A 23827-nucleotide genomic window follows, 5' to 3' on the forward strand; every position below is an offset into this window, starting at 1 on the left:
AGGGAGCATGTAGTTTGAGATGAATTCAGAAATAATACCGGATTTTATATACGGTCTCTTTCTATTTCCGCAATAATCTCCGCCCAGGCATCGAACTGCTCACTTTCAGCTGGATGGCGGCGCCGTCTCGAGTCTTGATGCGACGATCACGTGCCACTCAGAAAATTCTCTTCGCAGTGTTCTCCGCAGTTCGGCCGCCTGATGCCAGCTTGGCGATATTTAGGGACGGGCGCCAATTCGGAACCGTGACCTGACGGCCGTCGTCATCGACGGCGGCCATCGTAAAGTAGCAGGAATTCGTGTGGCAGCGCTGGCGGGACCGAATGTTCTCGGCGCCAAACCAGCCGCTCCACACCTACTACCAGTGCGCTCATTTTCTAGGTGGTCTATTCTGCATGTTTGCATTCGTTTCGGATGCGCTTAGCCAATTCCTCTGGATGGAGGAAGTGGCTAAGCAGGTGCCTGTTGTTGAATGGCCGGAGGTCCGCTTGTGCGTCCGTGACGGCGCTGGAGCATTCAGAGCGTTACTCAACCATCAGAGGCTTCTCGCACCCCTGTTGCGGAAGCGACCGTAGATGAAGAGCGTGATCAGCATCACGGCGCCGTAGACGCATTGCTTGATCGAGCCATCGACCTGGAAGACCGACAGGACGCTTGTCAGCAGGCTCAGAAAGAGCACTGCGAGCGCCACGGCGATAGCCGATCCCTTTCCACCCTGCAGACGTGTTCCACCTACGACGACAGATGCGATGACGGGGAGCAGGAACTGGTCGCCCATCGCCTGGTAAGCCTGATTGGAATAGCCGACCAGAAGCAGGCCGCCCATCGCGCTCATCATACCGGCACCCGCAAAACAGGTGATGATCACTCTTCGGGTGTCCACGCCCGACAGATAGGCGGCACGCTCGCTGTTGCCGATGGCGATGACCGCGCGCCCGAGTACCGTGAACTTAAGAAATGCCGCGGCGGCGATTGCAAGGACCAGCCACAACAGGAAGCTGCTTGGAAGCCCGAATACGCTGCCAACCGCAAGCGTCCTCATGAGGTCGGAAGCTTGGCCCGCAGGAGCGAAACCGCCAGTGAAGAGGATACAGCAGCCGAGCACGACGGCATTCACACCCAAGGTCCAGATCATGCTCGGGACACGAAGCACCGCGATGCCGACACCGTTCACAACGCCAATTGCAATCCCGGTTGCGAGCCCTGCGGGAATTGCCAGCCAGGCGGTTCCCTCGCCCGAGCCCGTGACGGATGTCGTTACCATGGCGGCCGCGGTGATTGTCCACGGCACGGACAGATCGATCTGGCCGATCATGATCACCAGGAATGCCCCGATTGCGATCACGCCCAGGAACGAGGCTATCTGCGCCTGCTGCATGAGGTATGAGACCGAAAGGAAGCCGGGGAACCCGAAGCTGCCGATCGCTATGAGCAAGATCGAGGAAATCAGCAGGAAGGGAACCTCGAAGCCGACATTTTTGCGGAGATCTGCGATCATCTCATGCCCTCCATCTTGCTCGGCGATTTCAGGAACTCGATGGCGCCGACTGCCACCGCGAGAAGTAAAACAACTCCTTCAAACAGCGGCTGCGCGAGCGTTGGCAGGCTGGTGAAGATGACGATCGCACCGACCGTCCGAAGAATAGCCGACCCGAGAATGACACCCCAGATCGTTCCGATGCCCCCGGCGAGAGATGCCCCGCCAAGAACGACCGCAGCGATGGAGTTCAGTGTGTAGGGGACGCCGATGGAGGCGTCGCCGGAGAGTGTCTGAAAGCTCAGGAACAATCCCGCGCAACTGGCGAAGAAGCCCGCGAAAGAGTATGCGAAGATCTTCGACCGGGCAGGCTTGAGGCCGGACATGTACGCTCCGTTCAGGTTGGACCCTATCGCGTAGAAGGATCGCCCGAGCAGGCTCCGGCTCAACGGTATCCAGATGACGCCTACGACGATTGCCAGAAGCACCAGCGACGTTGGGATCACTCCGAAAGTCTGGTAGGTGAAGAGGTCACCCAGCGTCTCGTTGACGGTCCCGCCCGGCGAAGGTCTGAGATAGAGAGCAATGCCCCCGTAGATCGCACCGGTCGCAAGCGTCGCGACGATCGGCTCGACGCGCCCGGCGGTAATCACCACGCCGTTGACGAAGCCGCAGAGAGTGCCGATCCCGAGGATCAGCGCGGCGCCGCCCGCGATCTGCAATGGCGTGCCGTCCAGCAGATAGGATCCTGCGGCATTCGAGAGCGTGATGATCGCCCCGACGGACAAATCAAGGCCACCCGTCACCACCGCGAAGAACTGGGCGACAGCTGCCAGCGCCAACGGAACGACCTGGTTTGCCCACGGGGTAATCGAGATGACAGACAATCCCCTTGGATGGATCGTCACGAAACTTGCGAAGCTCATCACGAAGAGAGCAATCGTGAGGCAGAGGCGCCACTCGTGCTTGAAGAAGCGCGACAGGTCGCTTCGTGCCTCGGATCCGCTATCGGTGTAGATACTCATTGCCGCGCACCTCGCTGCAAGGGTTCAATTCCAAATGACTGCGCCAGGATGGCTTCCTCGGTGATTTCACCATCGCCCAACTCGCGGACGATCCTCCCCTGGTAGAAGACGCCTACCCTGTCGGCGAGACCGATGAGTTCGTCGTAGTCGGTTGAGTGCAGGACGATTGCAGCTCCCGCTTCCGTCAGTTGCCGGAGCAACTTGTAGATTTCCGACTTGGTACCAACGTCGATGCCGCGGGTCGGATCGCTCAGCAGAAGGACGTCCGGTCGCGTAGCGAGAAACTTTGCGATGACGACCTTCTGTTGGTTGCCGCCAGAAAGTGTGTCGACGCTGTTGTTGACGGACCCAACCTTGATCTGCAAGCGCCGGACGAGCTCGTCGACGAGAGATGTTCTGGCCTTGGAGCGAATGACACCCAGCGACGACACCTTACCGAGCGACGCCGCAATGAGGTTGTCGGCGATCGAAAGGCTTAGCTGCAGGCCTTCCGTCTTTCGGTCTTCGGGAATGAGCGCGACGCCCGGGTTTCCAGAGAGAGCATTCTTCGGGTCCTTGGGGATTGCCCGGCCTCCGATCGAAATCTCGCCGGAAACACCGCGCAGCACCCCATAGATGGCCTCCAGCGTCTCCTTCTGACCCTGACCGTCCAGCCCGCCGATACCGTAGATTTCGCCTTGCCGCACCTCGAACGAGACGCCAGCCAGCTTCCTGTGCCACCGGAGGTCACGCACCGAAAGGACGGGCGTGCCATCTGCTGGCTTGGGCTTGGGCTTGGGCTTGGGAGGATAGACTTGGCTGATGTCGCGCCCGATCATCATGGAGATGATCTCGGGCTCGGAGCGGGTGCCGTTCGCGAATGTCGCTATGCTTCTGCCGTTCCGGAATACGCTGCAGGTGTCGGCAAGCTCCTTTATCTCGTGCATGCGGTGCGAGATGTAAACGATGGCAACGTCCTGGCTTTTCAGCTTGCGGACGATCGAGAAGAGGATCTTCACCTCGCGGTCGCCCAGTGCCGAGGTCGACTCGTCGAGAATAAGCACCCGCGGTCGCTTGGCGAGCGCCTTCGCGATCTCGACCAGCTGAGCCTGCGGAAGCGGAAGTGCCCTGACCTTCACACCGGGATCGATATTTTCACATCCCATCTCCGCCAGCAGTTCCGCCGCCGCGCGCCGTTGCGCCCGTCGGCTGAAGAAGCCAAATCCACGATCCGCGCTGTCGAGAAAGATGTTATCGGCGACGGAAAGATCGGGGATCAGGGACAGTTCCTGGAACACGCAGGCGATGCCACGCCTGACCGCGTCTCGGGGATCGCGAACCATGCGTGGCTCGCCATCCAGAACCATCTCGCCCGCAGTCGGCGGTGTGACGCCCGCAAGAATTTTGATCAACGTGCTCTTGCCTGCACCGTTCTCTCCAAGGATGGCGTGTACCTTCCCCTTCTCGAGCATCAGATCGACAGCATCCAAGGCGACAACGCCACCATAGACCTTTCTAAGGCCTCGAAGCTGAACGATTGGGCGGGGCAGCCCATCGAAGGTCGGCTTTATTGAAACCACCTGCATTCCTCTCTCCTCCAGAGTTCGACCACGCCATTGCTGGCGTGGTCCTGCGCGGCAACGACTTGTCAGAAGTTGTCCGGCGTCTGGTTCAGAATATCGTCCGAGGTGAAGTTCAGGCCGCAGCCCGGAAACGATGTCGCAGCGTAGAAAGTGGCGGGGAGCTTGGTGAAATAGGTCTCGCCGTCCTTCAGCTCTTCGGACTTCGCGGTCGGGATTTCAAGGCCGATCAAGCTTGGCAGTGCCTCGCCTTTCAACGATGCGATCAAGGCCGACAGCGCCACAGTAGACATCGCGGGCGCCTGAGCTGCCGAGATACCGGGAACGTTGTTCTTCGCCATTTCAATCCGGGTTCCGTTTTCGGCATCGCCACCCAACGGGACGACTGGATGCTTGGCGGCGATCATCGCCCGCACGGCACCAGCACATCCATGCTGGCAAACGATGCCGTCGAATGGCCCGCTGGTGGCGATCGCATCGGCGACGACCTTCTGGACTGTTCCTGTGTCCCAGTTGCCGACGACTTCGACGACAGTCGCTCCTGGCACCTTGTCGAGAACCGACCGCATGCCATCGTGGTTGTCGCGGTCAACCGAATTCCCGGGAAGTCCTCGGACCTCGAGGAACTTCGGGTTGGCCTTCGTGACGCGCGCGGCTACGTCCTTGGCCTTGATCTCACCGAGTTCGACCTGGCTCTCGTTGACCTGGACGACGGTATCGACGTCGAGCACGTTGTCGAACGGAACGATTGTCGTTCCTGCCTGCTTTGCTCGCTTGAGAACGGGCCCAAACGATGTCGGATTGACGGCATTCAATGCAATGCCGTCGAAGCCGGCGGCAATCAGGCTGTCGACCGCGGCGATCTGTGCGGAGACGTCATTGCCCGTGCTGATAACCTTGAACTCCTTCAGGTCGGGTTTGACATCTGGCAGCGTGGACCACGCCTTGGCAGCCTGGATCATGTTGATGCGCCAGTCGTTGCCAGCGAACCCGTTGACGACGGCGATCCTGTACGGACCTTGCCGGGCGTCTTGCTTGATCGTCTTGACCGCCGACGACGCGGGTCGGAAGCATTCCGGCTTATAGGTCTGCGCGAAGACAACAGAGGGCAGTAGCGAAAGGCACACGGCCGATCGCATCAGAACTTTCGACAATTTCATAGTTTCCTCCCAGTTGGTTTCGGGAACTCCCTTCCCGAAGGCACGACCGTCGTCAGACGGCCGTGTATCCGCCGTCCACGACCAGCTCGCTGCCCGTCATGAACGAAGATTCGTCGGATGCGAGGAACACGACGGTGCTGGCGATCTCCTCCGCCCGCGCTGGGCGGCCGAGCAGCGACGGACCGACGAGTGCCTTGACGGTCTCGGGTTCGTTCACCAGGTCCTTCGTCATGTTCGTGATCGTGAAGCTCGGATGGACGGAGTTCACGCGGATGTTGTCCTTCGCGACCTCGCTTGCGGTCGCCTTGGTCAGCAGACGCACGGCGCCCTTCGAGGCTACGTAGGCTGCCGCATCCGGGAAGGCCACGATGCCCCAGTTCGAGCAGATGTTAATGATAGACCCACCGCCTGCTGCCCGCATGTGCGGAATGACGGTCTTCGAGCCGAGGAAGACACCGCGGACATTGACCGCCATCGTGCGCTCCCAAACATCTAGCGATGTGTTCTCCACCGTGCCGGACAGGTAGATCCCGGCATTGTTGACGAGAATGTCGACCTTGGAAAATGCCTTCACAGCGCGGTTGACCGCCTCACTCCAGCTTTCCTCCGACGTAACGTCCAATCGCACGAAAACCGCTTCTGTGCCTTTGGATCCCAGTTCGGCAACAGCTGCTGCTCCCGCTTCCTCGTTAATGTCGGCAATGACTATCTTGGCGCCTTCCTTGGCAAGCGCCTTCGCATGAGCAAGTCCCATCCCAAGGGCACCGCCCGATATAACAGCAACCCTGCCGTACAACCTCGCCATCCGCACATCCTCCCAATGTCTAGTGTCTCGGATTGGGCACAGGGTCCTGCAAGAATTGATCATCGTCAAGCGAAATTTATCGTTTGATCATTTTTGTCACCCAAACCCGCTAAATTGCTTCATGAAATCTGGCTTGCGCTCGCGTTTCGTAGTATCGATACGCACACGAATAGTTTGTCCACTATGGGGAGGATGCATTGCCACGCGAGAAAAGTTCGAAGTCCTACCTGTCCGCCGAAGAACGGGAACAGCAGATTGTCAGCAAGGCTATCGAGTTCTTCTCGGACTACGGCTTCCAGGCCAGCACCCGCGAAATCGCCAAGCATATCGGCATCACGCAACCTTTGCTCTATCGGTACTTCAAGACGAAGAACGACCTGATCGACCGGGTGTACAAGGAGATCTTCCTCACCCGCTGGAAAGGAGAGTGGCAAACAGAGCTCCAGAACCGCGACGCGCCTTTCCGAGATCGCCTGAAGCGCTACCTCAGGAACTACTGCGACAGCATTCTCGACCGCAATTGGATTCGCATCTTCCTGCTCGGCGCACTGAACGATCAAACGATAAATCGTAGATACCTCGCGATGCTTCAGGAACGCACCTTTCCGATTATTTTGAACGAACTTTATGCCTCGATCGGCATCGATAGTGCCGACGAGCACAACCGCTCGCTTGACAACGAAATCCTGTGGTCCTTCCACTCGAGCTTCTTCTATATCGGCGTACGAAAGTACGTCTATCAGCTTGATGTACCTGAGAATTTGGACGAGATCGTTGATGCCAGGGTAGATGCCTTCCTGGATGGCGCAGAATCGGAATTCATCTCCCGTCGGAAGAAAATCCGCAGGGCAGCTGCCGGATGAGCATGAGAGCAATCTCATGATTGCCAGTTGACAAAATTTATCGATCGATCATTTTGAACTTCATCTTTGACACGTCATGGAGGAAGGACACTGTCATGATCGAGACCGCTGGAATTGACACCAATACCAACTGGCCGGACGCGCTGGTTCGGGAGCTTGAAGGCAGCCGCGCAAACGGGCGTGTCGGGCAGAAGCTCGTTTCCGAAACAGACAAGGTTCGCGTCTGGCATCTTCTACTCGCCCCCGGCGAACGCTTCGGCTTTCATAGCCACGTCCTCAACTACTTCTGGACTGCACTGAACCCCGGCCGCGCCCGCTCTCACTACTCCGATGGCCGCACCGTCGAAGTAAGCTACGCGGCTGGCGACACGAAGCACCTTACCTTCGACGAAGGCGATGGCATGCAGCACGACCTCGAGAATATCGGCGAGACGCCGCTCCAGTTCGTGACGGTTGAATTCCTGGACAGCCCGAACAACGCATTGCCGGTCTAGGCTGAGGCGTCCGGCCCCCGCAGGCCCATAGATCCTCCCGGGAATGAGCGGGATCTGGTTGGGCGGTTCGACAGGGCAAAGCCATGAAATTGATGGCTGCCGCGACCCGAACCAATAACGCGAAGTGCGTAAGCATTTTGATGGGTGCGAGATCTACAGAACAACAACTAATCAGCATGCGATTCAGGAGGAGACCCAAATGACTGCCAGGATTCCGGCCAAGCGCCCCCCGATCATGTTCGTATCGCCGCCCAAGTACGTTCAGGGGCCGGGGATAATTGACGACATGCATGAATATATCGGCGATCTCGGAACGCGCGTCACGCTTATTTGCGACAGCTTCGTCTGGAACAACTTTGGCGCCCGTGTCACGAAGTCCTGCAATGCTGGAGGCATCGAACTCAACCGCTTCGAGTTTAGCGGACAGGCATCGATCGGCCAGGTGGAGAAGGCGCTGGCAAGTGCGCAGCAAGCAGATTCCAACGTAATCATCGGCATGGGCGGCGGCAAGGCGTGCGACGTCGCGAAGGCCGTTGGCGCCCGCATGCGATGCAAGTGGGTGACGCTCGCAACGATCGCTTCAACGGACGCACCTACCAGCTCGCTGTCGGTTCTTTACAAGGACAACGGCGATTTCCACAGCTACGAGCTTCACGGCAAGAACCCGGATCTCGTGCTTGTCGATACCGAAGCCGTCGCCAGGGCACCTGCACGCTTTCTTGCGTCCGGTATGGCGGATGCGGTCGCCACGAAGTTCGAGTCAGCAATGTGCGCGATTGCAGGCTCGCACACCATTCTCGGCGCTCGCCCGTCGAGTGCTGGCCTCGCGCTCGGCGCGCTTGCTTGGGACAACTGCCGCAAGTATGGCCTCAGCGCTCTCAAGGCGGTCGAAGCTCATGCGGTGACGCCTGCGGTCGAACTCATTGTCGAAACCAACACCTTCCACAGCGGCGTCGGCTTCGAGAGCGGTGGCTTTTCGGGTGCTCATTCGGTTCACAACGGCATTACACACCTGACGGAGAGCCACGTCGCGATGCATGGCGAAATCGTCAACTTCGGCATCCTGGTTCAGCTCACGCTCGAAGGCCGCGCGGACGCGGATCTCGATGAGTTCATCGAATTCTCGCTGCCGCTCGGCCTTCCTGTGACGCTCGAGCAGATCGGCCTTGCAGGCCTCACCGAAGACAAGCTCCGCATCGTGTCCGAGGCCGCTACGGCGCCCGGCGAGTCCATCCATTGGATGCCGTTCAAGGTGGATGCCGACATGGTCGCAGGCGCCATCATTGGAACGGACGCATATGTCCGGGAGTACCTGAAGAGCCGCAACAATCTTTCGGCACCCTTCCGTCCGCAGATCCGATAAGCCGAAAGGCCACGGGCGAGAGCAACGCTTTGGCCCGTGGTTGCAACCGACAGATCAATGGTGAGCAGTCCATGAAGAAGAACCTTTTCGCCATGAACCACATTGGCATCAATTTTCCGGATCTGGACGCCGCGTTCCCTTGGTATCGCGACGTCCTCGAATGCTACGTTCTGTCGGAGCCAGCCGAGGCAACGGACGACGGCACGCTTTACGGCAATGTCGTTAAGGACATCTTCGGCGACCGCTTCAAAAAGGTGCGTATCGCGCATCTGACCACGGGATGTGGCGTAGGCATCGAGATGTTCGAGTTTCACGAGCCCAAAACCTATGTGCCCGAGAACACCTTTGACTACGCCCGCTCGGGCATCTTCCATTTCTGCCTGACGACAGCCGACATCGACGCGACTGCTGAAAGGATTCAGAGCAATGGTGGAAAGGTATTGTCCAAGACGTGGAAGCTCTTCGACGAGGAGCAGATGAGACTGGTTTACTGCCAGGACCCTTGGGGCACTATCATCGAGTTTTACGAAGCGCCCTACGCCCAGTTCTGCGCGAACCGCGGAAACTGACCATCCGGTCGCGCTTGCGGCGCCCGATGTCAACGCCTGCCTGGCGCCGCTCGCACTCTTGCTAAAAACGAAAGAGTCTCTGACCTCCAGTCGAGATTGTGTTGAGCTCTGCAGCGACCTAAATTCCGCATCGAGCATCTTTGGCCTTCGAATAGCGACGTCGGTCGCAGGCAAAGTGTCTGCAAAGAGTTTTCAAAGAAGGAGCATCACGTGACAGCCAAGAACGTTGTAGTCGTTGCCGGCGTGCACGGCGTTTCAGGGAAAGCATCCGCGATTGCGTGGGCAAACACCCCTGATACCAAGGTCTACGGTCTCTCACGCCGCAGCGCGGAACTGCCTGCAGGGGTCGAAGGGATCACTGTCGACCTGCTGGACAGAGCAGATGTCGAAAAGAAGCTGGGTGGCCTCAAGGATGTAACCCACGTCGTCTTCGCCGCCTATGTCGAGAAGTCGACGGCATCGGAACGTTCGAAGGTCAACGTCGCTCTCGTCCAGAACCTGGTTGAGGTGGTTGAAGCGGCTTCGCCCTCCCTGAAGCACGTTGCCTTCTACCAAGGCGGCAAGGCCTACGGCTCCGATCTTGGCCCGTTCAAGACCCCTGCCCGCGAAGACGATCCTCGCCTGATGTCTCCGAACTTCTATTATGACCAGGAAGACTTCCTCCGCCGCGCGCAGGTCGGCAAGTCCTGGCATTGGACATCGCTTCGGCCGGAAGCGATTATCGGTTACGCGAACGGCAACCCGATGAACCTGGGCGTCGCTATCGCCGTCTATGCCACCATCTCCAAGGAGTTGGGAATTCCGCTTCGCTTCCCAGGCACCCAGGCAGCCTATACCGCGATGTACCAGGTGAGCTCCGCAGATCTCCTTGCCGACGCCACGGTCTGGGCAGGTCTGACGCCCGGAGCGCGGGACGATATCTTCAACATCACAAACGGCGACCAATTCCGCTGGCAGCACATGTGGCCGCGTATCGCTCGCATGTTCGACATGGAAGTCGCCGATCCGGTTCCGATGCCGCTCGCCGAGTACATGACCGACAAGACCGAGCTCTGGGACTCGATCGTCGCCAAATACGGCCTGCAGAACATCTCTTACGAGCAACTGGTCTCATGGCGTTTCGCGGACTTCATCTTCGCAAGCGGCTTCGACAACGTCTCAAGCACAATCAAGGCGCGCAAGGCTGGATTCCATGGCTGCATCGACAGCGAGGAGATGTTCGCATCCTTCTTCGCGTCGCTTCGCGAACTGAAGATCATTCCATAATCAGCTGGGATTGATCGGGCTGCGGTGTAGAGCTGACGCCGCGGAACAACCAGCGCCGGGCGAGATCGACATCGTCCGGCGCCTTCGTTAAGACGGCCATATCAATGCGTTCACCGTCCAACGCCGCCGTCCGAAAGGAAGCCCGATGCCTGACCAGCCCAACGGGTATTCATCAATCTTCCAACAGGATCGGATCTCGATCGGCCTGGTGCTCCCCGCGCGCGAAACGAACTCGCCTGACATTGACTTCCAACAGCAGTTAGAAGCCGCGCGACTGGCCGACTCCCTGGGATTTGCCGCAGTCTGGGTGCGCGATGTTCCGCTCAACGGTCCATGGTATCCAGAGAACTTCGGCCATCCCGATCCCTTCGTGATGCTGGGCGCCATTGCCGCCGCGACGAGCAGGATCAGCATCGGCACCGCAGCTACCGTGCTGACGCTTCGCCATCCGCTGCATGTGGCGAAGGCCGCAATCTCACTGGACCATCTCTCTGGGGGCCGCTTCGTGCTCGGCCTCGGCTCCGGAGATCGCCGCGAGGAATTCGTCGCTTTCGGCAAGGACTCGGAAGACAGGCGCGATCTGTTCCGCGACAACTGGCAAGTACTTTCCAGCGCGATCGAGCGGCCGCTGCAAATCCAAACTGACAGCATCTCTGGCCATCCCGGATTCGAGATGCGGCCGCCACCGTTCTCAGATATTCCGATGATCGCGATAGGATCTGCAGGACAAAGCCTCAACTGGATTGCACGCAATGCGTCAGGATGGGCAACCTACCATCGCCCACCAGAAGTCCAGCGAGATCGACACGCGCTATGGCGCCAGGCGGTTTCCAATTCCGCCGACGGTGCGTTTCGGAGCTTCAGCGTCGCTATCCGAATCGAGCTAACTGAAAAACCTTTCATGCCCGCCGAACCGATCGATCTGGGATACCGGGTCGGCAGCCGCCAACTGCCTGAAGTCATTGAGGCGCTACGGGCAAACGGCGTTCACCACCTCATGCTGAACCTCTTGCCGAATGGGGATGATCCGTCTTCACAGCTAGAGGCGCTGGCACACGACGTACTGCCATCATTTGCCTGAAGCAACGGAATAGGCGCGGCGGAGCGCCCTTTCCCTATCATGCGCCGTAACCCGAGCGTCCCGCCAGCAATGCCGCCGAACTGCTTTCGTTGTTCGGCGTCCCAGTTGGTTCGCCGGAAAATCTTACAGCGCGCCTAATCTGGGCGGCAGCATGTCGGCGCTGCGATACGCCGCGATGACGGTGTTTGCCATCAGCATCGCTATGGTCATCGGGCCAACCCCACCGGGGACCGGTGTGACCGCTCCCGCCACCTCGCCGACTTCGGCAAATGCAACGTCGCCGACGAGCCGTGACCTGCCTTCGCCCTTTTCGGGCGCTGCGATACGATTGATGCCGACGTCTATGACTGTAGCGCCGGGTTTGATCCAATCGGCCTTCACCATTTCCGACCGGCCGACGGCAGCTACGAGGATATCAGCCTCGCGGCAGATTGCAGGGAGGTCCTTTGTCCGCGAATGCGCTGTCGTCACTGTCGCATTGGCTGCAAGGAGTAAGGCCGACATCGGCTTGCCGAAGAGGTTCGAACGGCCGAGCACGACGGCATTGAGCCCCGAGAGGTCTTCACCGTGTACCAGGCGCACGAGAACCATGGCGCCAGCAGGCGTGCATGAGACGAGGCCGCCTTCGAGATCGCCCGTCGTCACCTTGCCCGCATTGACGACATGCAGGCCGTCGACATCCTTTTCGGGCTTGATCATTTGGATGATTGGATCGGAAGCCAAGTGCTTGGGAAGCGGCAGTTGGACGAGAATGCCGTGGATTGCGGCGTCGGCATTGAGTGTATCAACGAGGGCTGCGAGCTCTTCCTGCGTGGTCGCCTCAGCCAATGTGTGCTGGACGGACCTGAAACCGCATTCTTTCGCCATGCGGCTCTTCGCGGCCACATAGGCATGGCTGGCTGGATCATCTCCGACGATGACGACGGCAAGTCCAGGCTTGAGGCCCGCATGCTCGCCCACCTTCAACGACGCGGACTTGACAGCCTCGATCACTGACGCGGCGACCTGCTTCCCATCGATAATCTTGGCGGTCATCGATCAGCCCATTCGCTCGGACTTGTATGAACCCGGGCTCGGCGGGAATACGATGGTCTTGTTGCCGTTCATGAAGACACGGTGATGGATATGCGCATGCACCGCGCGGGCAAGCACCTGGCTCTCCACGTCACGGCCAATCGAGACGTAGTCGTCGGCTGATTGCGCATGCGTAATGCGGGCTACGTCCTGCTCGATGATCGGCCCCTCGTCGAGGTCGGCGGTGACATAGTGCGCCGTCGCGCCGATCAGCTTCACCCCGCGCTCAAAGGCCTGCTTGTAGGGATTGGCACCCTTGAAGCTCGGCAGGAACGAGTGATGGATGTTGATGATGCGGCCAGACATCTTCTTGCAGACGGCATCGGATAGAACCTGCATGTAGCGGGCGAGGACGATCAGCTCGGCGCCCGATGATGTGACGATTTCCATCAGCCGTGCTTCGGCCTCCGGCTTGTTCTCCTTGGTCACCTTGATGTGGTGAAACGGGATATCGTGATTGACGATCACCTTTTGGTAATCGAAATGGTTGGAGACGACACCAACGATATCGATCGGCAGCGCGCCGATCTTCCAACGATAGAGAAGATCATTCAGACAGTGCCCAAAGCGCGAGACCATGAGCAGAACCCTCATGCGCTCATCGCTGTCGTTGAACCGATAGGTCATGGCAAAGGCCTTGGCGACAGGTGCGAAACCGGACTTGATCTCCTCTTCCGACACACCTTCCTGAGAAAGGAAGGTCAGACGCATAAAGAAAAGACTGGTCTCCTGGTCGTCGAACTGTGAAGAGTCGGATATGTAGCAGCCCTTGTCGGCGAGGTAGCCGGTGATGGCGGCGACGATGCCGCGGGTCGATTGGCAGGAAACGGTCAGGACGTGACTTTTCATCGATGGATCTCGTGAACAGGATATCAAAGGAGTGGTGTGGGCATTGAAGCCCAGGCACGTGATGCATGAACCAAGGCTCAGGCGGCGAGCAGCGCCTTGAGCCTGACGTCGGGTGACGCCAACGCCTGGGCGTCGATTGATCTGCCTGAAGCAATGAGCATCTCGGCAAGGCGGATGTCGCGCGCGACAGCATTGCCTGGGCCGATGCCGCTGGCCGCCAGCAGCAGGCCCGCATCATCCATTTCGAAAATGATGAAGGCTCCGTTGCCGAGGTCACGCCGAACGGCTCGCGTACTGCCCGTTGAGAGGCCCGCGACCTGGAGCGTGAGATCGAACTGATCGGACCAGAACCACGGCACCGCGGTGATGGTGTCGCTTGCGCCTAGAAGATTGGCGGCGGCGATCAATGCATGCTCCTGCGCGCTGCGCCAGGACTCGAGACGAACGCGTCGGTCGCCGTAGTGCGCAAGCGGGAACGAACAGCAATCTCCGGCAGCCCAAATATCCTGGTCGCTCGTCTGCAAATGCCGATCGACGGCAATGCCATTGTCGATCGCTAAGCCTGCTTCGGCCGCAAGTTCAACATTCGGGAGCGACCCGATACCGACGACAAACAGATCCGCCTCGATCACACCGCCGTCGGAGAGTGTCAAACGAATGTCTTCATCCGTGGCACGCAACGTCTCAACTCGAGCACTGCAGATGATCTCGACGCCCTCGGCGGAATGCCGCGCCGCTACAGCCGCGGCGATCTCGGCGGGAACTCCGCGTGAGAGGATGCGCGGCAACCCTTCCAGCAGAACGACGGTGGCGCCGAGGCGTCGGGCGCTTGCCGCCAGTTCCAGGCCAATGAACCCTCCACCAAGGATGGCGAGGCGACTGCCGGGCGTCAGATGCTGCCGGATACGGAGAGCATCGGCGTGCGTGCGCAGCGACAGGATGCGCGGGCTGTTGACCTCACTGCCCGGCAGACTTCGTGCGCGGGCGCCGGTTGCCAAAAGCAGTTTCGTGTAGGGTACAAGCGTCCCATCGTCGAGTTCGACCACCCTGCTCGCACGATCGAGACGAGTGACGGATGCGCTGAGCCGCAGGTCAATCTGCTTCGCGGTATAATCGCCAAGACCAGCGACGAAGCGCGGATCCACATTGCCGACGATGCCGTCCTTGGACAAAGGCGGCCGCTCATAGGGGGGGTGATCCTCGGCGCCGATCAGCGTGACTGCGCCCGTGTAACCGCGTTCGCGCAAACTCAGCGCAGCACGGCCGCCGCATTCTCCCGCGCCGACGATAACTATGGAGTTCATTGAACGGATCTCCGGTTGTCGGCAAGCGGATCACGCGTTCCGGCGAGTGAAACCAGATGCTGGCGGAACGCGGCTTGCATTTCCTTGAAGCCAGAATAGCCGCTGCGGGACGCAAGGCGGGTGACCGTTGTGCCAGAAACACCGCACCTTTGGGCGACGGACTGCAACGTGCCGAATGCGACAATCTCAGGGTGATCGAGCAAGAGCCTCATCGCCCCCTGCGCTGACATTGGATATGTGATGCTCCGCGACGCAATCAGCTGTTTGAGATCGCTTACGCTTGGGTGGCAATTCTGGGCTGCAGGTGAGAGCATTTCTTGAAGTCCTTAATAGGTCAGCGACGCCAGAGAGTACCACGCGGTCAATTCGCCGCGTGGAACCTGGTCGTCCGGCGGAATTCAACCAATCACACTCGCGAGAGATACGGGGTTGCCGGACTTCACAGACAGGGTCGCCGCTTCGGCCATCGCAAGCGCGGCAACACCATCGTCCAACGTCACCGGCAGGGACTTGCCAGCCACGACCGCCTCCACGAAGGCTGCCCACTCTGCTGCGTATGCTGGCATGTAGCGTTCAAGGAAGAAATAGGTCGGCTTGGCGCCGGTCACGCCCTGTGTCGTCGATTTTACCACGGTGTTTTCGAGCATGTTCTGGGCTTGGAGAAGCCCCTCGGAACCGAGAAGCTCCAGCCGCTGGTCGTAGCCGTAGACTGCGCGCCGGCTGTTCTTGATGACGGCAATGCGGCCATCGGCATAGGTCAGCGTCACGACAGCGGTGTCGACATCACCGGCGCCGCCAATCTCAGGGTCGACAATCGAAGAACCGATCGCCGTCACTGTTGCCGGTGCCGAACCCATAATAAAGTTCGCCATGTCGAAATCGTGGATCATCATGTCGCGGAAAAGGCCTCCCGAGACTTTAATGTACGAAACAGGCGGGGGTGCAGGATCGAAGGAGGTGATCGACAGCAGTTCGGGCTTACCGATCTCGCCAGCCTCGACAGCCTTCTTCAACGCGGCGAAATTCGGGTCGAAGCGACGGTTGAAGCCGATCATCACGGGGCGGCCCGCTTTTGCGACGACCTTTTGGCAAGCCCGCGCGCGCTCGAGGCTGAGATCGACAGGCTTTTCGCACAACACCGCCTTGCCCGCCGCTGTTGCTCTCTCGATGAGATCGGAATGGGTGTCGGTCGAGGTGGCGATCAGGACGGCGTCGATCGTGCTATCGCCCAGGATTGCGTCCGTGCTGCGCACTTCGGCGCCATACTGGGCCGCGATCTTCTCCGCAGCGGACGTGTTGATATCGGAGACGGCGGCGAGCGTGCTGCCTGGATCACCAGATATAGCAGTGGCATGAACGCCTGCGATACGGCCGGCGCCAAGAAGACCAACTTTAAGCATAGGATATTCCTTTTCGTTAGAGACCGAGTTCGGTCTTGAAGGCGTCGAATTCTTTGTCGCCAATCGCGACATTGTGCTGGGGCTGCGGATAGGCACCGCTATTCACGTCGGCGATGAACTCCCGGAATGCGGACACGCGTTCCTTCTGCAGCCGCTCGAATTCGGCGGCGAAGTTTCGATAGGTTTTTGCATGGCGGGGGCGATGGCCGTCTGTATGGCCAAGCACGTCTTCAGCGAAGAGATACTGCGCGTCTGCACCAGGTCCCGCGCCCATGCCGAGCATGATCATCGAGGTGTTCTTGGAGATCAGTTCGCCGACACGATCCGGCACCACTTCCAGCTCAGCGCCGAAACATCCGATCGATTCAAGCTGCTTGACGTGGCGGAACACGTCGACCGCCTCCCTCGCCGTCTTGCCGACGGCACGGAAACCTGTCCAAGTGATGTAGGACGGGATCAAGCCGACATGCGCGACAATGGGAACATGGTTGTCGCAAAGCACCTTCTGGATATCGAGCGAGGCCGCGCAATAGAAGCAGTCCCCGCCCATCGCGGAGAAATGAAAGGCGGCGCGCAGATAGTCCTCGGCGGTCGCCAGCGGACGTCCTTCGAATTTGCCCCATCCGCCGTAAGGAAGGCCGACCTGGACGAAGCAGCGCCCGGCGGCCTCGCGCATCTCCGGCGAGAAGAAACGGCCCTCGATCGACAACATGTGAATGCCCGCCGCATCGGCAGCTGCGGCCTCCTCAAGCGTTGTCACGTATAGCATTGAGATCTTTTCGCCGCGGGCCTTCATGGCGCGAATGTCGGCGACCGTCGGTCGGGTATTCTTGTGAACCATTGGACTACACCGTGAATGCGTTGCGGAAGGCAGTGAGTGCGGCTTCCGGATCACCGGAAGCAAAGGCTTCCATGCCGACGGGGCCGTTATAACCCATGGCCTTGAGCGCCTTGGCGATGCCGTGCCAGTTTACCTCGCCCGTTCCCGGCTCACAGCGGCCAGGAACGTCGGCGACCTGAATCTCGCCGATCCACGGCAAGGATTTGCGGCAAAGTTCAATGAGATTCCCCTCGCCGATCTGCGCGTGATAGAGGTCGAGATTGAGCCGCAGGTGTGGGTGGTCGATGCTGGAGACAAGCGCCAGCGTATCCTCGGCTCGACCGAACGGGACACCCGGATGATCAACAGGCAGATTGAGGTTCTCGAGCGTGAAGATCACGTTCTCCTCTTCGGCCATATCGGCGATACGACGCAAGGTGTCGCTCGCCTTCAGCCACATGGCGCCGGTAACCACCTCGATCGGCTGAACAGGCAGACCGCCCTCGCCCAGACCAGTTCCGTGGAGGTTGAGGCGTTGAACGCCAAGCCGCTTGCCGACCTGCGCCGTTTCGCGCGCGCTGCGGAGAAGCTCCTCGGCCCCCTCATCATCAGTCAGGCGCCCTGTGAGGTAGCCATTCATGATAGTGAAGGACGCGCCGGTCGCCTCGAGCTTGGCGAGGTCATGCTCCGGCCAGTTCCAGAGGCCGACGCCGAAGCCCATTTCCTTCAGAACGGATGCGCGCCACTCGATGGGGCGATCCCGCCAGATCATTTCAGCGCAGGCTGCCAATGCAAATTGTGTCATGTCAGATCTCTATGAAAACATCGCCATTCTCGACCTTCACAGGCCAAGTTTTCAGGTTGATGCAGGCGGGTGCGCGTTTCGCCTCGCCTGTCTTGTAGTCGAAATGCGCGCTGTGTTTCGGGCACTCGATGGTGCCGTCCATCACCAGTCCGTCGGCAAGATGGACATGCTCGTGGGTGCAGATTCCGTCGATGCAGAAGAACTCGTCCTCGGGGCTGCGGATCACCAGAAAGGTGCGTCCTCCCTGATCGAAACGGATCTGCTCTTCGAGCTCGACGTCGTCGGTTGCACAGGCGCGGGTCCAGGTCCCCATCATCTCATCCTTCGGTATTGCAGTTCATGAACATTCGACATCACCCGGCCGCGCTGGAAAGCTGCGGCGAATGGCCGTCATGCGCGGTCCGGTAGCCGTCGATCTGGGCCTCAAGTTCGGCCATGGTCTCGCCGCCAGCCATCAGGTCGGTGATCTCCTCGCGGGTCTTTTCGCCCTTGCGGAAATCCGCCGCGATCGCGCCACGGATCAGCACCGCGAAGTGATCTCCCACGGCCATGGCATGCATCACCTGGTGGGTGATGAAGACAACCGCCAGCCCCCGGCGCTTCGCCTCGTTGACGATCCGGAGCACATGGGTCGCCTGCTTTACGCCGAGCGCTGCCGTCGGCTCGTCGAGGATCAGCACCTTGGCGCCGAAGTGGACGGCACGGGCAATCGCGAGCGACTGCCGCTCTCCTCCCGACAGGCCGCCGACCAGCCGATCACCGTCATCGATACGGGTGATGCCAAAATCCCGGATGGCCTTGACGGCGATATCGTTGGCCTTCTTGCGGTCGAACACCTTGAACGGCCCCCAGCCCTTGGTCGGCTCGACGCCGACAAAGAAGCTGCGGCCGATCGACATCAGCGGAAAGGTCCCGCCGAACTGATGAACCGTTGCGATGCCTCGGCCACTCGCATCACGCGGACCGCTGAACTCGATAGGCTTGCCATCCATTTCCATAGTGCCAGAGTTCGGACGGTAGACGCCGGACAGCGTTTTGATCAGGGTCGATTTGCCGGCGCCGTTATCGCCGAGCAGGCAGAGCACTTCGCCGGGACAGATATCCAGGGAGATGTCGTTAAGGACATCGATCGGGCCAAAGGACTTGCAGATATTTCTAAGTGTCAGGATGGGCTTAGACATGACCGACCTCACTTCTTCTTCTTCGGCGAATAGGACAGCGCCATGCTGCGGAAGGTGTTGTTCATCAGCACCGCCAGAAGCAACATCACGCCGATGATCAGGCTCGACCAGTTGCGGTCGAAGGACGTAAAGTAGATGCCCTGGTTGACGACGGCGAAGGTGATGGTGCCGAAGAAGATGCCGATGATGGAGCCGAAGCCACCGGTCAGAAGCACGCCGCCTACGACCACCGAGATGATCGAGTTGAAGATGAAGGACATGCCGGCCGAGACCTGGGCGGAGTTGAACAGGATCGCCTGGCACATGCCGACAAAAGCAGCGCTGGTCGAGGATAGAACGAAGAGCGCAATGGTCAGCTTGGTCGTCGGAATGCCGGCATTGCGAGCGCTGATCCTGTCGCCACCCATAGCGAAGATCCAGTTTCCGAACGGGGACAGGTGTATGAAGAACACGTAAATCGCCGTTAGTGCCAGCCACCAGAAAATGACCACCTGAAACGTGTTGCCAACGAATTGACCAAAGAAGAACTTCGCCAGCTCCGGCGCTTTCAGCGCGACGCTGGTTGTGCCTGTCAGAAGGACGGAAAGGCCGAGAACCAGGCCCGCTACCGCAAAGAGCGTTCCGAGGGTGACGATCAGCGAAGGCACATTGGTGCGAATAACCAAGTAGCCGTTGATCAGACCAACCAGCACACCCAGGCCGAGCGAGGCGGCGATGCCGAGCCAAATGGGCATTCCATAATAGCCGGAGATGATCGCGACCGTCATCGAGCCAGCAGGGATCATCGAGCCGATGGAAATATCCAGTTCGCCGGCGATCATCAGCAGCCCAATCGGAAAGGCGACGATGCCTAGATTGGCCGCAACGTTCAGCCAACTCGCGGCTCCCGCCGGTTTCAGGAAGTCCATGCTCCCGAAGACGAGGAAAAAGACGAAGACGGCGACGAGGCCGAGAAAGGCGCCAGCCTCGGGTCTGCGAAACAAGCTGCCAATGGAAAAGCTGGTGGCAGGTGTTGATTTTGGTGTCTGAGCCATGGCGATCGGCTGGCTTGCTGTTTTCAAACTCATGATAGTTCCCCTTCCCGCCTTGCGGGTTGTCGTAAGGCCGCTCCCTGGGAGGATCAGGGAGCGGCCGGCGAGCGCGCGTTCTTAGCGAGCGCCCTTCGATACGCCCTGCAGCGTAGAGTCGATGTTGGAGGCATCGACGATGCCCGGCCCTGTCAGGACGGGCTTCACCGGAAGGTCCGTGCCGAAATCGATGTGAGAGGCAAGCAGCGTGACCGACAACAGCGACTGCAGGTAGGGCTGCTGATCGATGGCGAAGAACTGCGCCTTGTTCTTGATACGGTCGAGCGCCGCTTCATTGAAGTCGAACGAACCAAGCTTGACGCTCTCGACCTTGCCGGCCTGCTGGATGCCGCTTGCCGCCGCGTCCGCATCACCGGCACCGATCGTGATGACGCCGTCAATCGTGCCGTCCTGCATCAGTGTCGCCTTGACGGCTTCTGCAATCGCTGTCGGATCGCCGAAGCTCGTTGCCGGCAGCGGCAACTGCTTGCCAGTGCCACCCGCCTTGGTGATGCCGTCAATCACGCCCTTGCAGCGGGCTTCCTGGTTGGCGCTCCCTGGCAACGTGTTGACGCAGAGTACATTTTTCTGGCCGCCCTTGCCGAAATAGTCACCACCAGCAACGCCGGCGATGTATTCATCCGAACCAACGTAGTTGATCGCACCGAGTTCCTTCGCCTTTTCGAGCGAGCCGGCATTCATGAGGATGACCTTGATGCCGGCGCTGGCTGCGGCCTTGATCGCCTCGTCCTCGGCTTCAGGAACCCAGTTCGGGATGACCAGCCCGGTTACGCCCTGGCTGATCGCGGTGCGCACCAAGCCGGCGGCGTCGGGACCGAGATTGTCGTAGGTCTGGAGTTGAAGGTATGTCACCTTGCCGCCATTGGCCTCGATGACGAAGCGGCTGTCGTCGACACCTTTCTTGATCTTGGTCCAGAAAGCGTCGTCCGTCTTGCCGCCGACCACGGCGATATTGGCCGCCAGCGCCGCGCCTGCGGTGAGACAGATGGCAACCGTGGTCGCAAGGGCCTTGGTCATGGTTTTCAGCAGTGTCATCGGGTTTCCTCCCCCAGTTTCCGCCGGATGGCGGGTTCAAAGTTGTGATGCGCGTCCTTCGGGGCCGCCTCCTCGCGGGCACCTTGAGATCGTCCGAAGCTTATGAGCTGGCGCGGGCCGCCTTGGCATTCATGCGCGCCTTCTTTTTTTCGAAGCGAGCCTCCATCTGCACGTCGCCCTCCTTGGTACCGTCGTGCCAAGTGCCAAACCACTTATCGAGTGGGATCAGGCCGTCGCCGCCGTAGTTCACCTCGAAATACTTATGGTGCAGGTAATGGGCATAGGCATGGGTATCGAGCGGCGTATCCTCGGTGACCTCAAGCTTGTCGAAGCCGATGTGTCCGTTGACCGCGCCGAAGCCCGCAATGTGAAGCTGGAACAGGGCAACGATTGGGTTCGAGGGGATCACAAGGTGCCACAAGGCCACAGCGTGGTAGAGAAAGCCTTCGACCGGATGCATGGAGAGCGATGACCAGGGCGACGGGTTCACCGAATTGTGGTGGACCGAATGGATCCAGCGATAGAGCGGTCCCCAATGGATCAGCCGGTGGATGATGAAGAAGTGCACTTCGTGAATCATCGGTGCGACAGCGACGAGAAGCGCAAGATAGTATGGGTTGTTGGCCCAGGTGAGCCACGGCACCCAGCCATTGGCGAACACCCAGAGGAAGGCCACCTCAACTACCGTCCAGAGCGGGATCGACAGGAAGAAAGAGCGCATAAAGTTGTCGATGTTCTGGCTCTTAAACCAAAACACATCGGACGGCTGCTCACCGGGAAATTTGGCGTTGTACTTGAACCGATTGCCTTGCTTGCGCTTGACGTAGAAGAAGAACTCCACGGAGCCGTAGAACACGAAGATCGCCGCCGCATTCACAGCATAGAGCCACAAGGCCCAGCCCCAACTCAGCGTCTTCATGGTTTCGACGTCCGGCACGACATAGAACCAGTAGATAAGCGCCGTCGCCATGTGAAAGGCATTCCACGGCCAGACATATTCCGGCAGCCATTTCAAGATGGACGGAACTTTCGGTGGCCACGACCAGAACGGCGCTATCTCGATTCGCCCGTTCGGCGCCCAGTCGCCGCGCTTGTTGCGCTTACCATATTTGAGATCATCCATCGTCATGCCTCCCGGACGCCGCTTGTCCAATGTTCATAATGGCGGGAGGCCGGCATCTGCGCACAGTTTCACCGTCTTCGGGCAAGCGCCCAAAGCGATCAAACCAAACATATCGAGACCAATTCCTCCCAAAGCGAGCGACCTTTGTTGGGTTCACCCGCCTTCCTGTGCCTCGAATAATGCCAACTTGACGCAGGTTAAATCAAGGAGCATTTCTATCGTGAGACACGTTCGTATCATTCATCTCAGAAGCTTGCGCAGATGATACATTTCATATCACGGAGTGGTGATGAGAAGACCAACAATTCGCGATGTGGCTACCAGGGCCGGTGTCTCGATCGCGACCACCAACCGGGTGTTGGCCGGTTCGGACAGCGTCAGCCCAAAGACGCGCGCGAAGGTACGCGAGGCAGCTGAGGCAATCGGATTTTACGGGCTGGGAGCGATTGCGGCGCGCAACAACGCAGCGCGGCCGCGATACCGCTTTGGCGTAATCCTTCTTCAACCGCATCGCCCGTTTTACCAGCTCGTCGCACGTGCCCTACTGGACGCGGCGCAAGCACAAGAAGCCTTCGACATCGAGCTCAGGGTCGAACACCTGGACGATCTGTCTCCCCAGAACACTGCGGAGCGCGCCTTGTCACTTGCAAGCGAGTGCGACGCCATCTCCATTACAACCGCAGTGCATCCCGTCGTCACCAAAGCGATCGAGGAAATCCAGGCACGCGGCATTCCCGTCTTCGCGCTGATCTCACAGCTCGCCGCCACGGGGCAGATTCACTACATTGGCCTCGATCACTGGAAAGTCGGACGGACCGCCGCTTGGGCCGTTCACAATATCTGTAAATCTCCGGGAAAAATCGCGCTCCTGGTTGGCAATCCGCGGTTCCGAAACCAGGAGATGAACGAGACCGGCTTCCGTTCCTATTTCCGCGAGCACGGTAGTGATTTCACCCTGTTGGAACCATTGTCGACGTTCGAGTCTTCCGCCGTCGCCGAGGAGATGACGGAACGACTGTTGAGTGACCATGCCGACCTCGCGGCGCTTTATGTGGCTGGTGGAGGGATAAGCGGCGTGCTGGCAGCACTGCGCACGACGGGCCGAGCTGGCACGCTTGTCGTCGTCGGATACGAACTGATGGATAATGTGCGCTCAGCCTTGCTTGACGGGGCACTGACCTTGTCGATCTCGCATCCGCTTGCCCAGCTTGCCAGCGAGGCAATCAGCGGGATGATCAGCGCGGTTGCTTCGAAGGAAGCGAATCCCAGCTATACGAAGATCGTCCCATTCAATCTCTACACGCGCGAAAACGTGTGACGAGCCGGCCGAGTGGAAGAGCAACCGACCTTACCGTGCACAAGCGGCATGGCCCGATAGAGCATGCCATGCTAAGCGTCAGCAAAAGTGCGTCAGAGCCAGCTCTCAGTCTGTTACACGGATAGCTGCAAAATTAACGGTCGTCGCGTCATGGGGCCCTCTTCAGTT

25 protein-coding genes and 1 pseudogene are annotated in these 23827 nt (G+C 59.4%); 7 read left to right on the forward strand and 19 right to left on the reverse strand.

What is annotated here, in order from left to right:
• Nucleotides 1–105 precede the first annotated feature (105 nt).
• The 6 genes and pseudogenes from J5286_RS31595 to J5286_RS09035 form a co-directional block, all read right to left on the reverse strand.
• Nucleotides 106–334 (reverse strand): annotated as a pseudogene (locus J5286_RS31595) (hypothetical protein); the annotation flags it as partial.
• A 201-nt stretch (nucleotides 335–535) separates the two neighbouring features.
• On the reverse strand, nucleotides 536–1498 hold the full coding sequence (locus J5286_RS09015) for an ABC transporter permease (RefSeq protein WP_245205622.1): 963 nt from the start codon (nucleotides 1496–1498) through the stop codon (nucleotides 536–538).
• Nucleotides 1495–2502: an ABC transporter permease gene (locus tag J5286_RS09020; RefSeq protein WP_209190028.1), complete on the reverse strand. Its 1008-nt coding sequence runs from the start codon at nucleotides 2500–2502 to the stop codon at nucleotides 1495–1497. The genes J5286_RS09015 and J5286_RS09020 overlap by 4 nt, the downstream gene beginning before the upstream one ends.
• Nucleotides 2499–4067, reverse strand: coding sequence for a sugar ABC transporter ATP-binding protein (locus J5286_RS09025; protein WP_209190029.1), 1569 nt, complete (start codon nucleotides 4065–4067; stop codon nucleotides 2499–2501). The genes J5286_RS09020 and J5286_RS09025 overlap by 4 nt, the downstream gene beginning before the upstream one ends.
• Before the next feature lie 62 nt (nucleotides 4068–4129).
• On the reverse strand, nucleotides 4130–5221 hold the full coding sequence (locus J5286_RS09030) for a sugar ABC transporter substrate-binding protein (protein WP_209190030.1): 1092 nt from the start codon (nucleotides 5219–5221) through the stop codon (nucleotides 4130–4132).
• A 52-nt stretch (nucleotides 5222–5273) separates the two neighbouring features.
• Nucleotides 5274–6026, reverse strand: a complete 753-nt coding sequence (locus tag J5286_RS09035) for an SDR family NAD(P)-dependent oxidoreductase (protein ID WP_209190031.1) — start codon at nucleotides 6024–6026, stop codon at nucleotides 5274–5276.
• A gap of 197 nt (nucleotides 6027–6223) precedes the next feature.
• On the opposite strand from J5286_RS09035, the gene J5286_RS09040 reads away from it, so the two are divergent.
• The 5 genes from J5286_RS09040 (at nucleotide 6224) to J5286_RS09060 (ending at nucleotide 10581) form a co-directional block, all read left to right on the forward strand.
• Nucleotides 6224–6889 (forward strand): TetR/AcrR family transcriptional regulator, encoded by a 666-nt coding sequence (locus J5286_RS09040; RefSeq protein ID WP_209190032.1) that lies wholly within the window; start codon nucleotides 6224–6226, stop codon nucleotides 6887–6889.
• A gap of 95 nt (nucleotides 6890–6984) precedes the next feature.
• Complete coding sequence (locus J5286_RS09045) at nucleotides 6985–7383, forward strand: cupin domain-containing protein (protein WP_209190033.1); 399 nt, start codon at nucleotides 6985–6987, stop codon at nucleotides 7381–7383.
• Nucleotides 7384–7582: 199 nt separating this feature from the next.
• A complete protein-coding gene (locus tag J5286_RS09050; RefSeq protein ID WP_209190034.1) occupies nucleotides 7583–8746 on the forward strand; it encodes a glycerol dehydrogenase in 1164 nt (387 codons plus the stop codon).
• A 71-nt stretch (nucleotides 8747–8817) separates the two neighbouring features.
• Complete coding sequence (locus J5286_RS09055; RefSeq protein WP_209190035.1) at nucleotides 8818–9315, forward strand: VOC family protein; 498 nt, start codon at nucleotides 8818–8820, stop codon at nucleotides 9313–9315.
• A 210-nt stretch (nucleotides 9316–9525) separates the two neighbouring features.
• Nucleotides 9526–10581, forward strand: coding sequence for an SDR family oxidoreductase (locus tag J5286_RS09060; RefSeq protein ID WP_209190036.1), 1056 nt, complete (start codon nucleotides 9526–9528; stop codon nucleotides 10579–10581).
• On the opposite strand, the gene J5286_RS31500 is transcribed toward J5286_RS09060, so the two are convergent.
• Nucleotides 10571–10702, reverse strand: a complete 132-nt coding sequence (locus tag J5286_RS31500; RefSeq protein ID WP_280638456.1) for a hypothetical protein — start codon at nucleotides 10700–10702, stop codon at nucleotides 10571–10573. The genes J5286_RS09060 and J5286_RS31500 overlap by 11 nt on opposite strands.
• 24 nt (nucleotides 10703–10726) lie before the next feature.
• On the opposite strand from J5286_RS31500, the gene J5286_RS09065 reads away from it, so the two are divergent.
• Nucleotides 10727–11662 carry a TIGR03571 family LLM class oxidoreductase gene (locus J5286_RS09065; protein WP_209190037.1) on the forward strand — a complete coding sequence of 312 codons (936 nt, stop codon included), beginning with the start codon at nucleotides 10727–10729 and terminating at the stop codon, nucleotides 11660–11662.
• Between the two features lie 123 nt (nucleotides 11663–11785).
• Here the strand turns inward: J5286_RS09065 and folD are convergent, their stop codons facing one another.
• The 12 genes from folD to J5286_RS09125 all read right to left on the reverse strand — a co-directional run bounded on the left by folD (nucleotide 11786) and on the right by J5286_RS09125 (nucleotide 22341).
• Nucleotides 11786–12697, reverse strand: coding sequence for a bifunctional methylenetetrahydrofolate dehydrogenase/methenyltetrahydrofolate cyclohydrolase FolD (folD, locus tag J5286_RS09070; RefSeq protein ID WP_209190038.1), 912 nt, complete (start codon nucleotides 12695–12697; stop codon nucleotides 11786–11788).
• 3 nt (nucleotides 12698–12700) lie between these two features.
• Nucleotides 12701–13585, reverse strand: coding sequence for a formyltetrahydrofolate deformylase (gene purU / locus J5286_RS09075; protein ID WP_209190039.1), 885 nt, complete (start codon nucleotides 13583–13585; stop codon nucleotides 12701–12703).
• 77 nt (nucleotides 13586–13662) lie between these two features.
• Nucleotides 13663–14889, reverse strand: coding sequence for an NAD(P)/FAD-dependent oxidoreductase (locus J5286_RS09080; RefSeq protein ID WP_209190040.1), 1227 nt, complete (start codon nucleotides 14887–14889; stop codon nucleotides 13663–13665).
• Complete coding sequence (locus tag J5286_RS31720; protein WP_209190041.1) at nucleotides 14886–15203, reverse strand: MurR/RpiR family transcriptional regulator; 318 nt, start codon at nucleotides 15201–15203, stop codon at nucleotides 14886–14888. Before J5286_RS31720 ends, J5286_RS09080 begins: the two co-directional genes overlap by 4 nt.
• Before the next feature lie 84 nt (nucleotides 15204–15287).
• On the reverse strand, nucleotides 15288–16289 hold the full coding sequence (gene iolG, locus J5286_RS09090; protein WP_209190042.1) for an inositol 2-dehydrogenase: 1002 nt from the start codon (nucleotides 16287–16289) through the stop codon (nucleotides 15288–15290).
• Nucleotides 16290–16305: 16 nt separating this feature from the next.
• Nucleotides 16306–17130, reverse strand: a complete 825-nt coding sequence (locus J5286_RS09095; protein ID WP_209190043.1) for a 3-methyl-2-oxobutanoate hydroxymethyltransferase — start codon at nucleotides 17128–17130, stop codon at nucleotides 16306–16308.
• Between the two features lie 4 nt (nucleotides 17131–17134).
• The gene (locus J5286_RS09100) at nucleotides 17135–17914 is read right to left on the reverse strand and encodes a TIM barrel protein (protein WP_209190044.1); all 780 of its coding nucleotides are present in this window, start codon (nucleotides 17912–17914) and stop codon (nucleotides 17135–17137) included.
• Between the two features lies 1 nt (nucleotide 17915).
• Entirely contained in the window at nucleotides 17916–18227 is a 312-nt protein-coding gene (locus J5286_RS09105; RefSeq protein WP_112821241.1) for a MocE family 2Fe-2S type ferredoxin, read from the reverse strand.
• Nucleotides 18228–18267: 40 nt separating this feature from the next.
• The gene (locus J5286_RS09110) at nucleotides 18268–19095 is read right to left on the reverse strand and encodes an ATP-binding cassette domain-containing protein (RefSeq protein ID WP_209190045.1); all 828 of its coding nucleotides are present in this window, start codon (nucleotides 19093–19095) and stop codon (nucleotides 18268–18270) included.
• An 8-nt stretch (nucleotides 19096–19103) separates the two neighbouring features.
• Complete coding sequence (locus J5286_RS09115) at nucleotides 19104–20129, reverse strand: ABC transporter permease (RefSeq protein WP_209190299.1); 1026 nt, start codon at nucleotides 20127–20129, stop codon at nucleotides 19104–19106.
• Nucleotides 20130–20243: 114 nt separating this feature from the next.
• Nucleotides 20244–21200 (reverse strand): substrate-binding domain-containing protein, encoded by a 957-nt coding sequence (locus J5286_RS09120; protein WP_209190300.1) that lies wholly within the window; start codon nucleotides 21198–21200, stop codon nucleotides 20244–20246.
• Between the two features lie 118 nt (nucleotides 21201–21318).
• Nucleotides 21319–22341, reverse strand: coding sequence for a sterol desaturase family protein (locus J5286_RS09125; RefSeq protein WP_209190046.1), 1023 nt, complete (start codon nucleotides 22339–22341; stop codon nucleotides 21319–21321).
• Nucleotides 22342–22630: 289 nt separating this feature from the next.
• Here J5286_RS09125 and J5286_RS09130 point away from each other — a divergent pair, with 289 nt between their 5' ends.
• Nucleotides 22631–23659: a LacI family DNA-binding transcriptional regulator gene (locus J5286_RS09130; protein WP_209190047.1), complete on the forward strand. Its 1029-nt coding sequence runs from the start codon at nucleotides 22631–22633 to the stop codon at nucleotides 23657–23659.
• Nucleotides 23660–23827: the final 168 nt, after the last annotated feature.

The organism is Rhizobium sp. 16-488-2b, from assembly GCF_017741815.1.
Classification (GTDB): Bacteria; Pseudomonadota; Alphaproteobacteria; order Rhizobiales; family Rhizobiaceae; genus Rhizobium.

Bases quoted from the DNA above. Each gene is read 5' to 3' on its own strand.
- J5286_RS09015 (WP_245205622.1), bottom strand. From the start codon at position 1,498: ATGATCGCAGATCTCCGCAAAAATGTCGGCTTCGAGGTTCCCTTCCTG.
- J5286_RS09020 (WP_209190028.1), bottom strand. From the start codon at position 2,502: ATGAGTATCTACACCGATAGCGGATCCGAGGCACGAAGCGACCTGTCG.
- J5286_RS09025 (WP_209190029.1), bottom strand. From the start codon at position 4,067: ATGCAGGTGGTTTCAATAAAGCCGACCTTCGATGGGCTGCCCCGCCCA.
- J5286_RS09030 (WP_209190030.1), bottom strand. From the start codon at position 5,221: ATGAAATTGTCGAAAGTTCTGATGCGATCGGCCGTGTGCCTTTCGCTA.
- J5286_RS09035 (WP_209190031.1), bottom strand. From the start codon at position 6,026: ATGGCGAGGTTGTACGGCAGGGTTGCTGTTATATCGGGCGGTGCCCTT.
- J5286_RS09045 (WP_209190033.1), top strand. From the start codon at position 6,985: ATGATCGAGACCGCTGGAATTGACACCAATACCAACTGGCCGGACGCG.
- J5286_RS09050 (WP_209190034.1), top strand. From the start codon at position 7,583: ATGACTGCCAGGATTCCGGCCAAGCGCCCCCCGATCATGTTCGTATCG.
- J5286_RS09055 (WP_209190035.1), top strand. From the start codon at position 8,818: ATGAAGAAGAACCTTTTCGCCATGAACCACATTGGCATCAATTTTCCG.
- J5286_RS09065 (WP_209190037.1), top strand. From the start codon at position 10,727: ATGCCTGACCAGCCCAACGGGTATTCATCAATCTTCCAACAGGATCGG.
- folD (WP_209190038.1), bottom strand. From the start codon at position 12,697: ATGACCGCCAAGATTATCGATGGGAAGCAGGTCGCCGCGTCAGTGATC.
- purU (WP_209190039.1), bottom strand. From the start codon at position 13,585: ATGAAAAGTCACGTCCTGACCGTTTCCTGCCAATCGACCCGCGGCATC.
- J5286_RS09080 (WP_209190040.1), bottom strand. From the start codon at position 14,889: ATGAACTCCATAGTTATCGTCGGCGCGGGAGAATGCGGCGGCCGTGCT.
- J5286_RS31720 (WP_209190041.1), bottom strand. From the start codon at position 15,203: ATGCTCTCACCTGCAGCCCAGAATTGCCACCCAAGCGTAAGCGATCTC.
- iolG (WP_209190042.1), bottom strand. From the start codon at position 16,289: ATGCTTAAAGTTGGTCTTCTTGGCGCCGGCCGTATCGCAGGCGTTCAT.
- J5286_RS09095 (WP_209190043.1), bottom strand. From the start codon at position 17,130: ATGGTTCACAAGAATACCCGACCGACGGTCGCCGACATTCGCGCCATG.
- J5286_RS09100 (WP_209190044.1), bottom strand. From the start codon at position 17,914: ATGACACAATTTGCATTGGCAGCCTGCGCTGAAATGATCTGGCGGGAT.
- J5286_RS09105 (WP_112821241.1), bottom strand. From the start codon at position 18,227: ATGGGGACCTGGACCCGCGCCTGTGCAACCGACGACGTCGAGCTCGAA.
- J5286_RS09110 (WP_209190045.1), bottom strand. From the start codon at position 19,095: ATGTCTAAGCCCATCCTGACACTTAGAAATATCTGCAAGTCCTTTGGC.
- J5286_RS09115 (WP_209190299.1), bottom strand. From the start codon at position 20,129: ATGGCTCAGACACCAAAATCAACACCTGCCACCAGCTTTTCCATTGGC.
- J5286_RS09120 (WP_209190300.1), bottom strand. From the start codon at position 21,200: ATGACCAAGGCCCTTGCGACCACGGTTGCCATCTGTCTCACCGCAGGC.
- J5286_RS09125 (WP_209190046.1), bottom strand. From the start codon at position 22,341: ATGGATGATCTCAAATATGGTAAGCGCAACAAGCGCGGCGACTGGGCG.
- J5286_RS09130 (WP_209190047.1), top strand. From the start codon at position 22,631: ATGAGAAGACCAACAATTCGCGATGTGGCTACCAGGGCCGGTGTCTCG.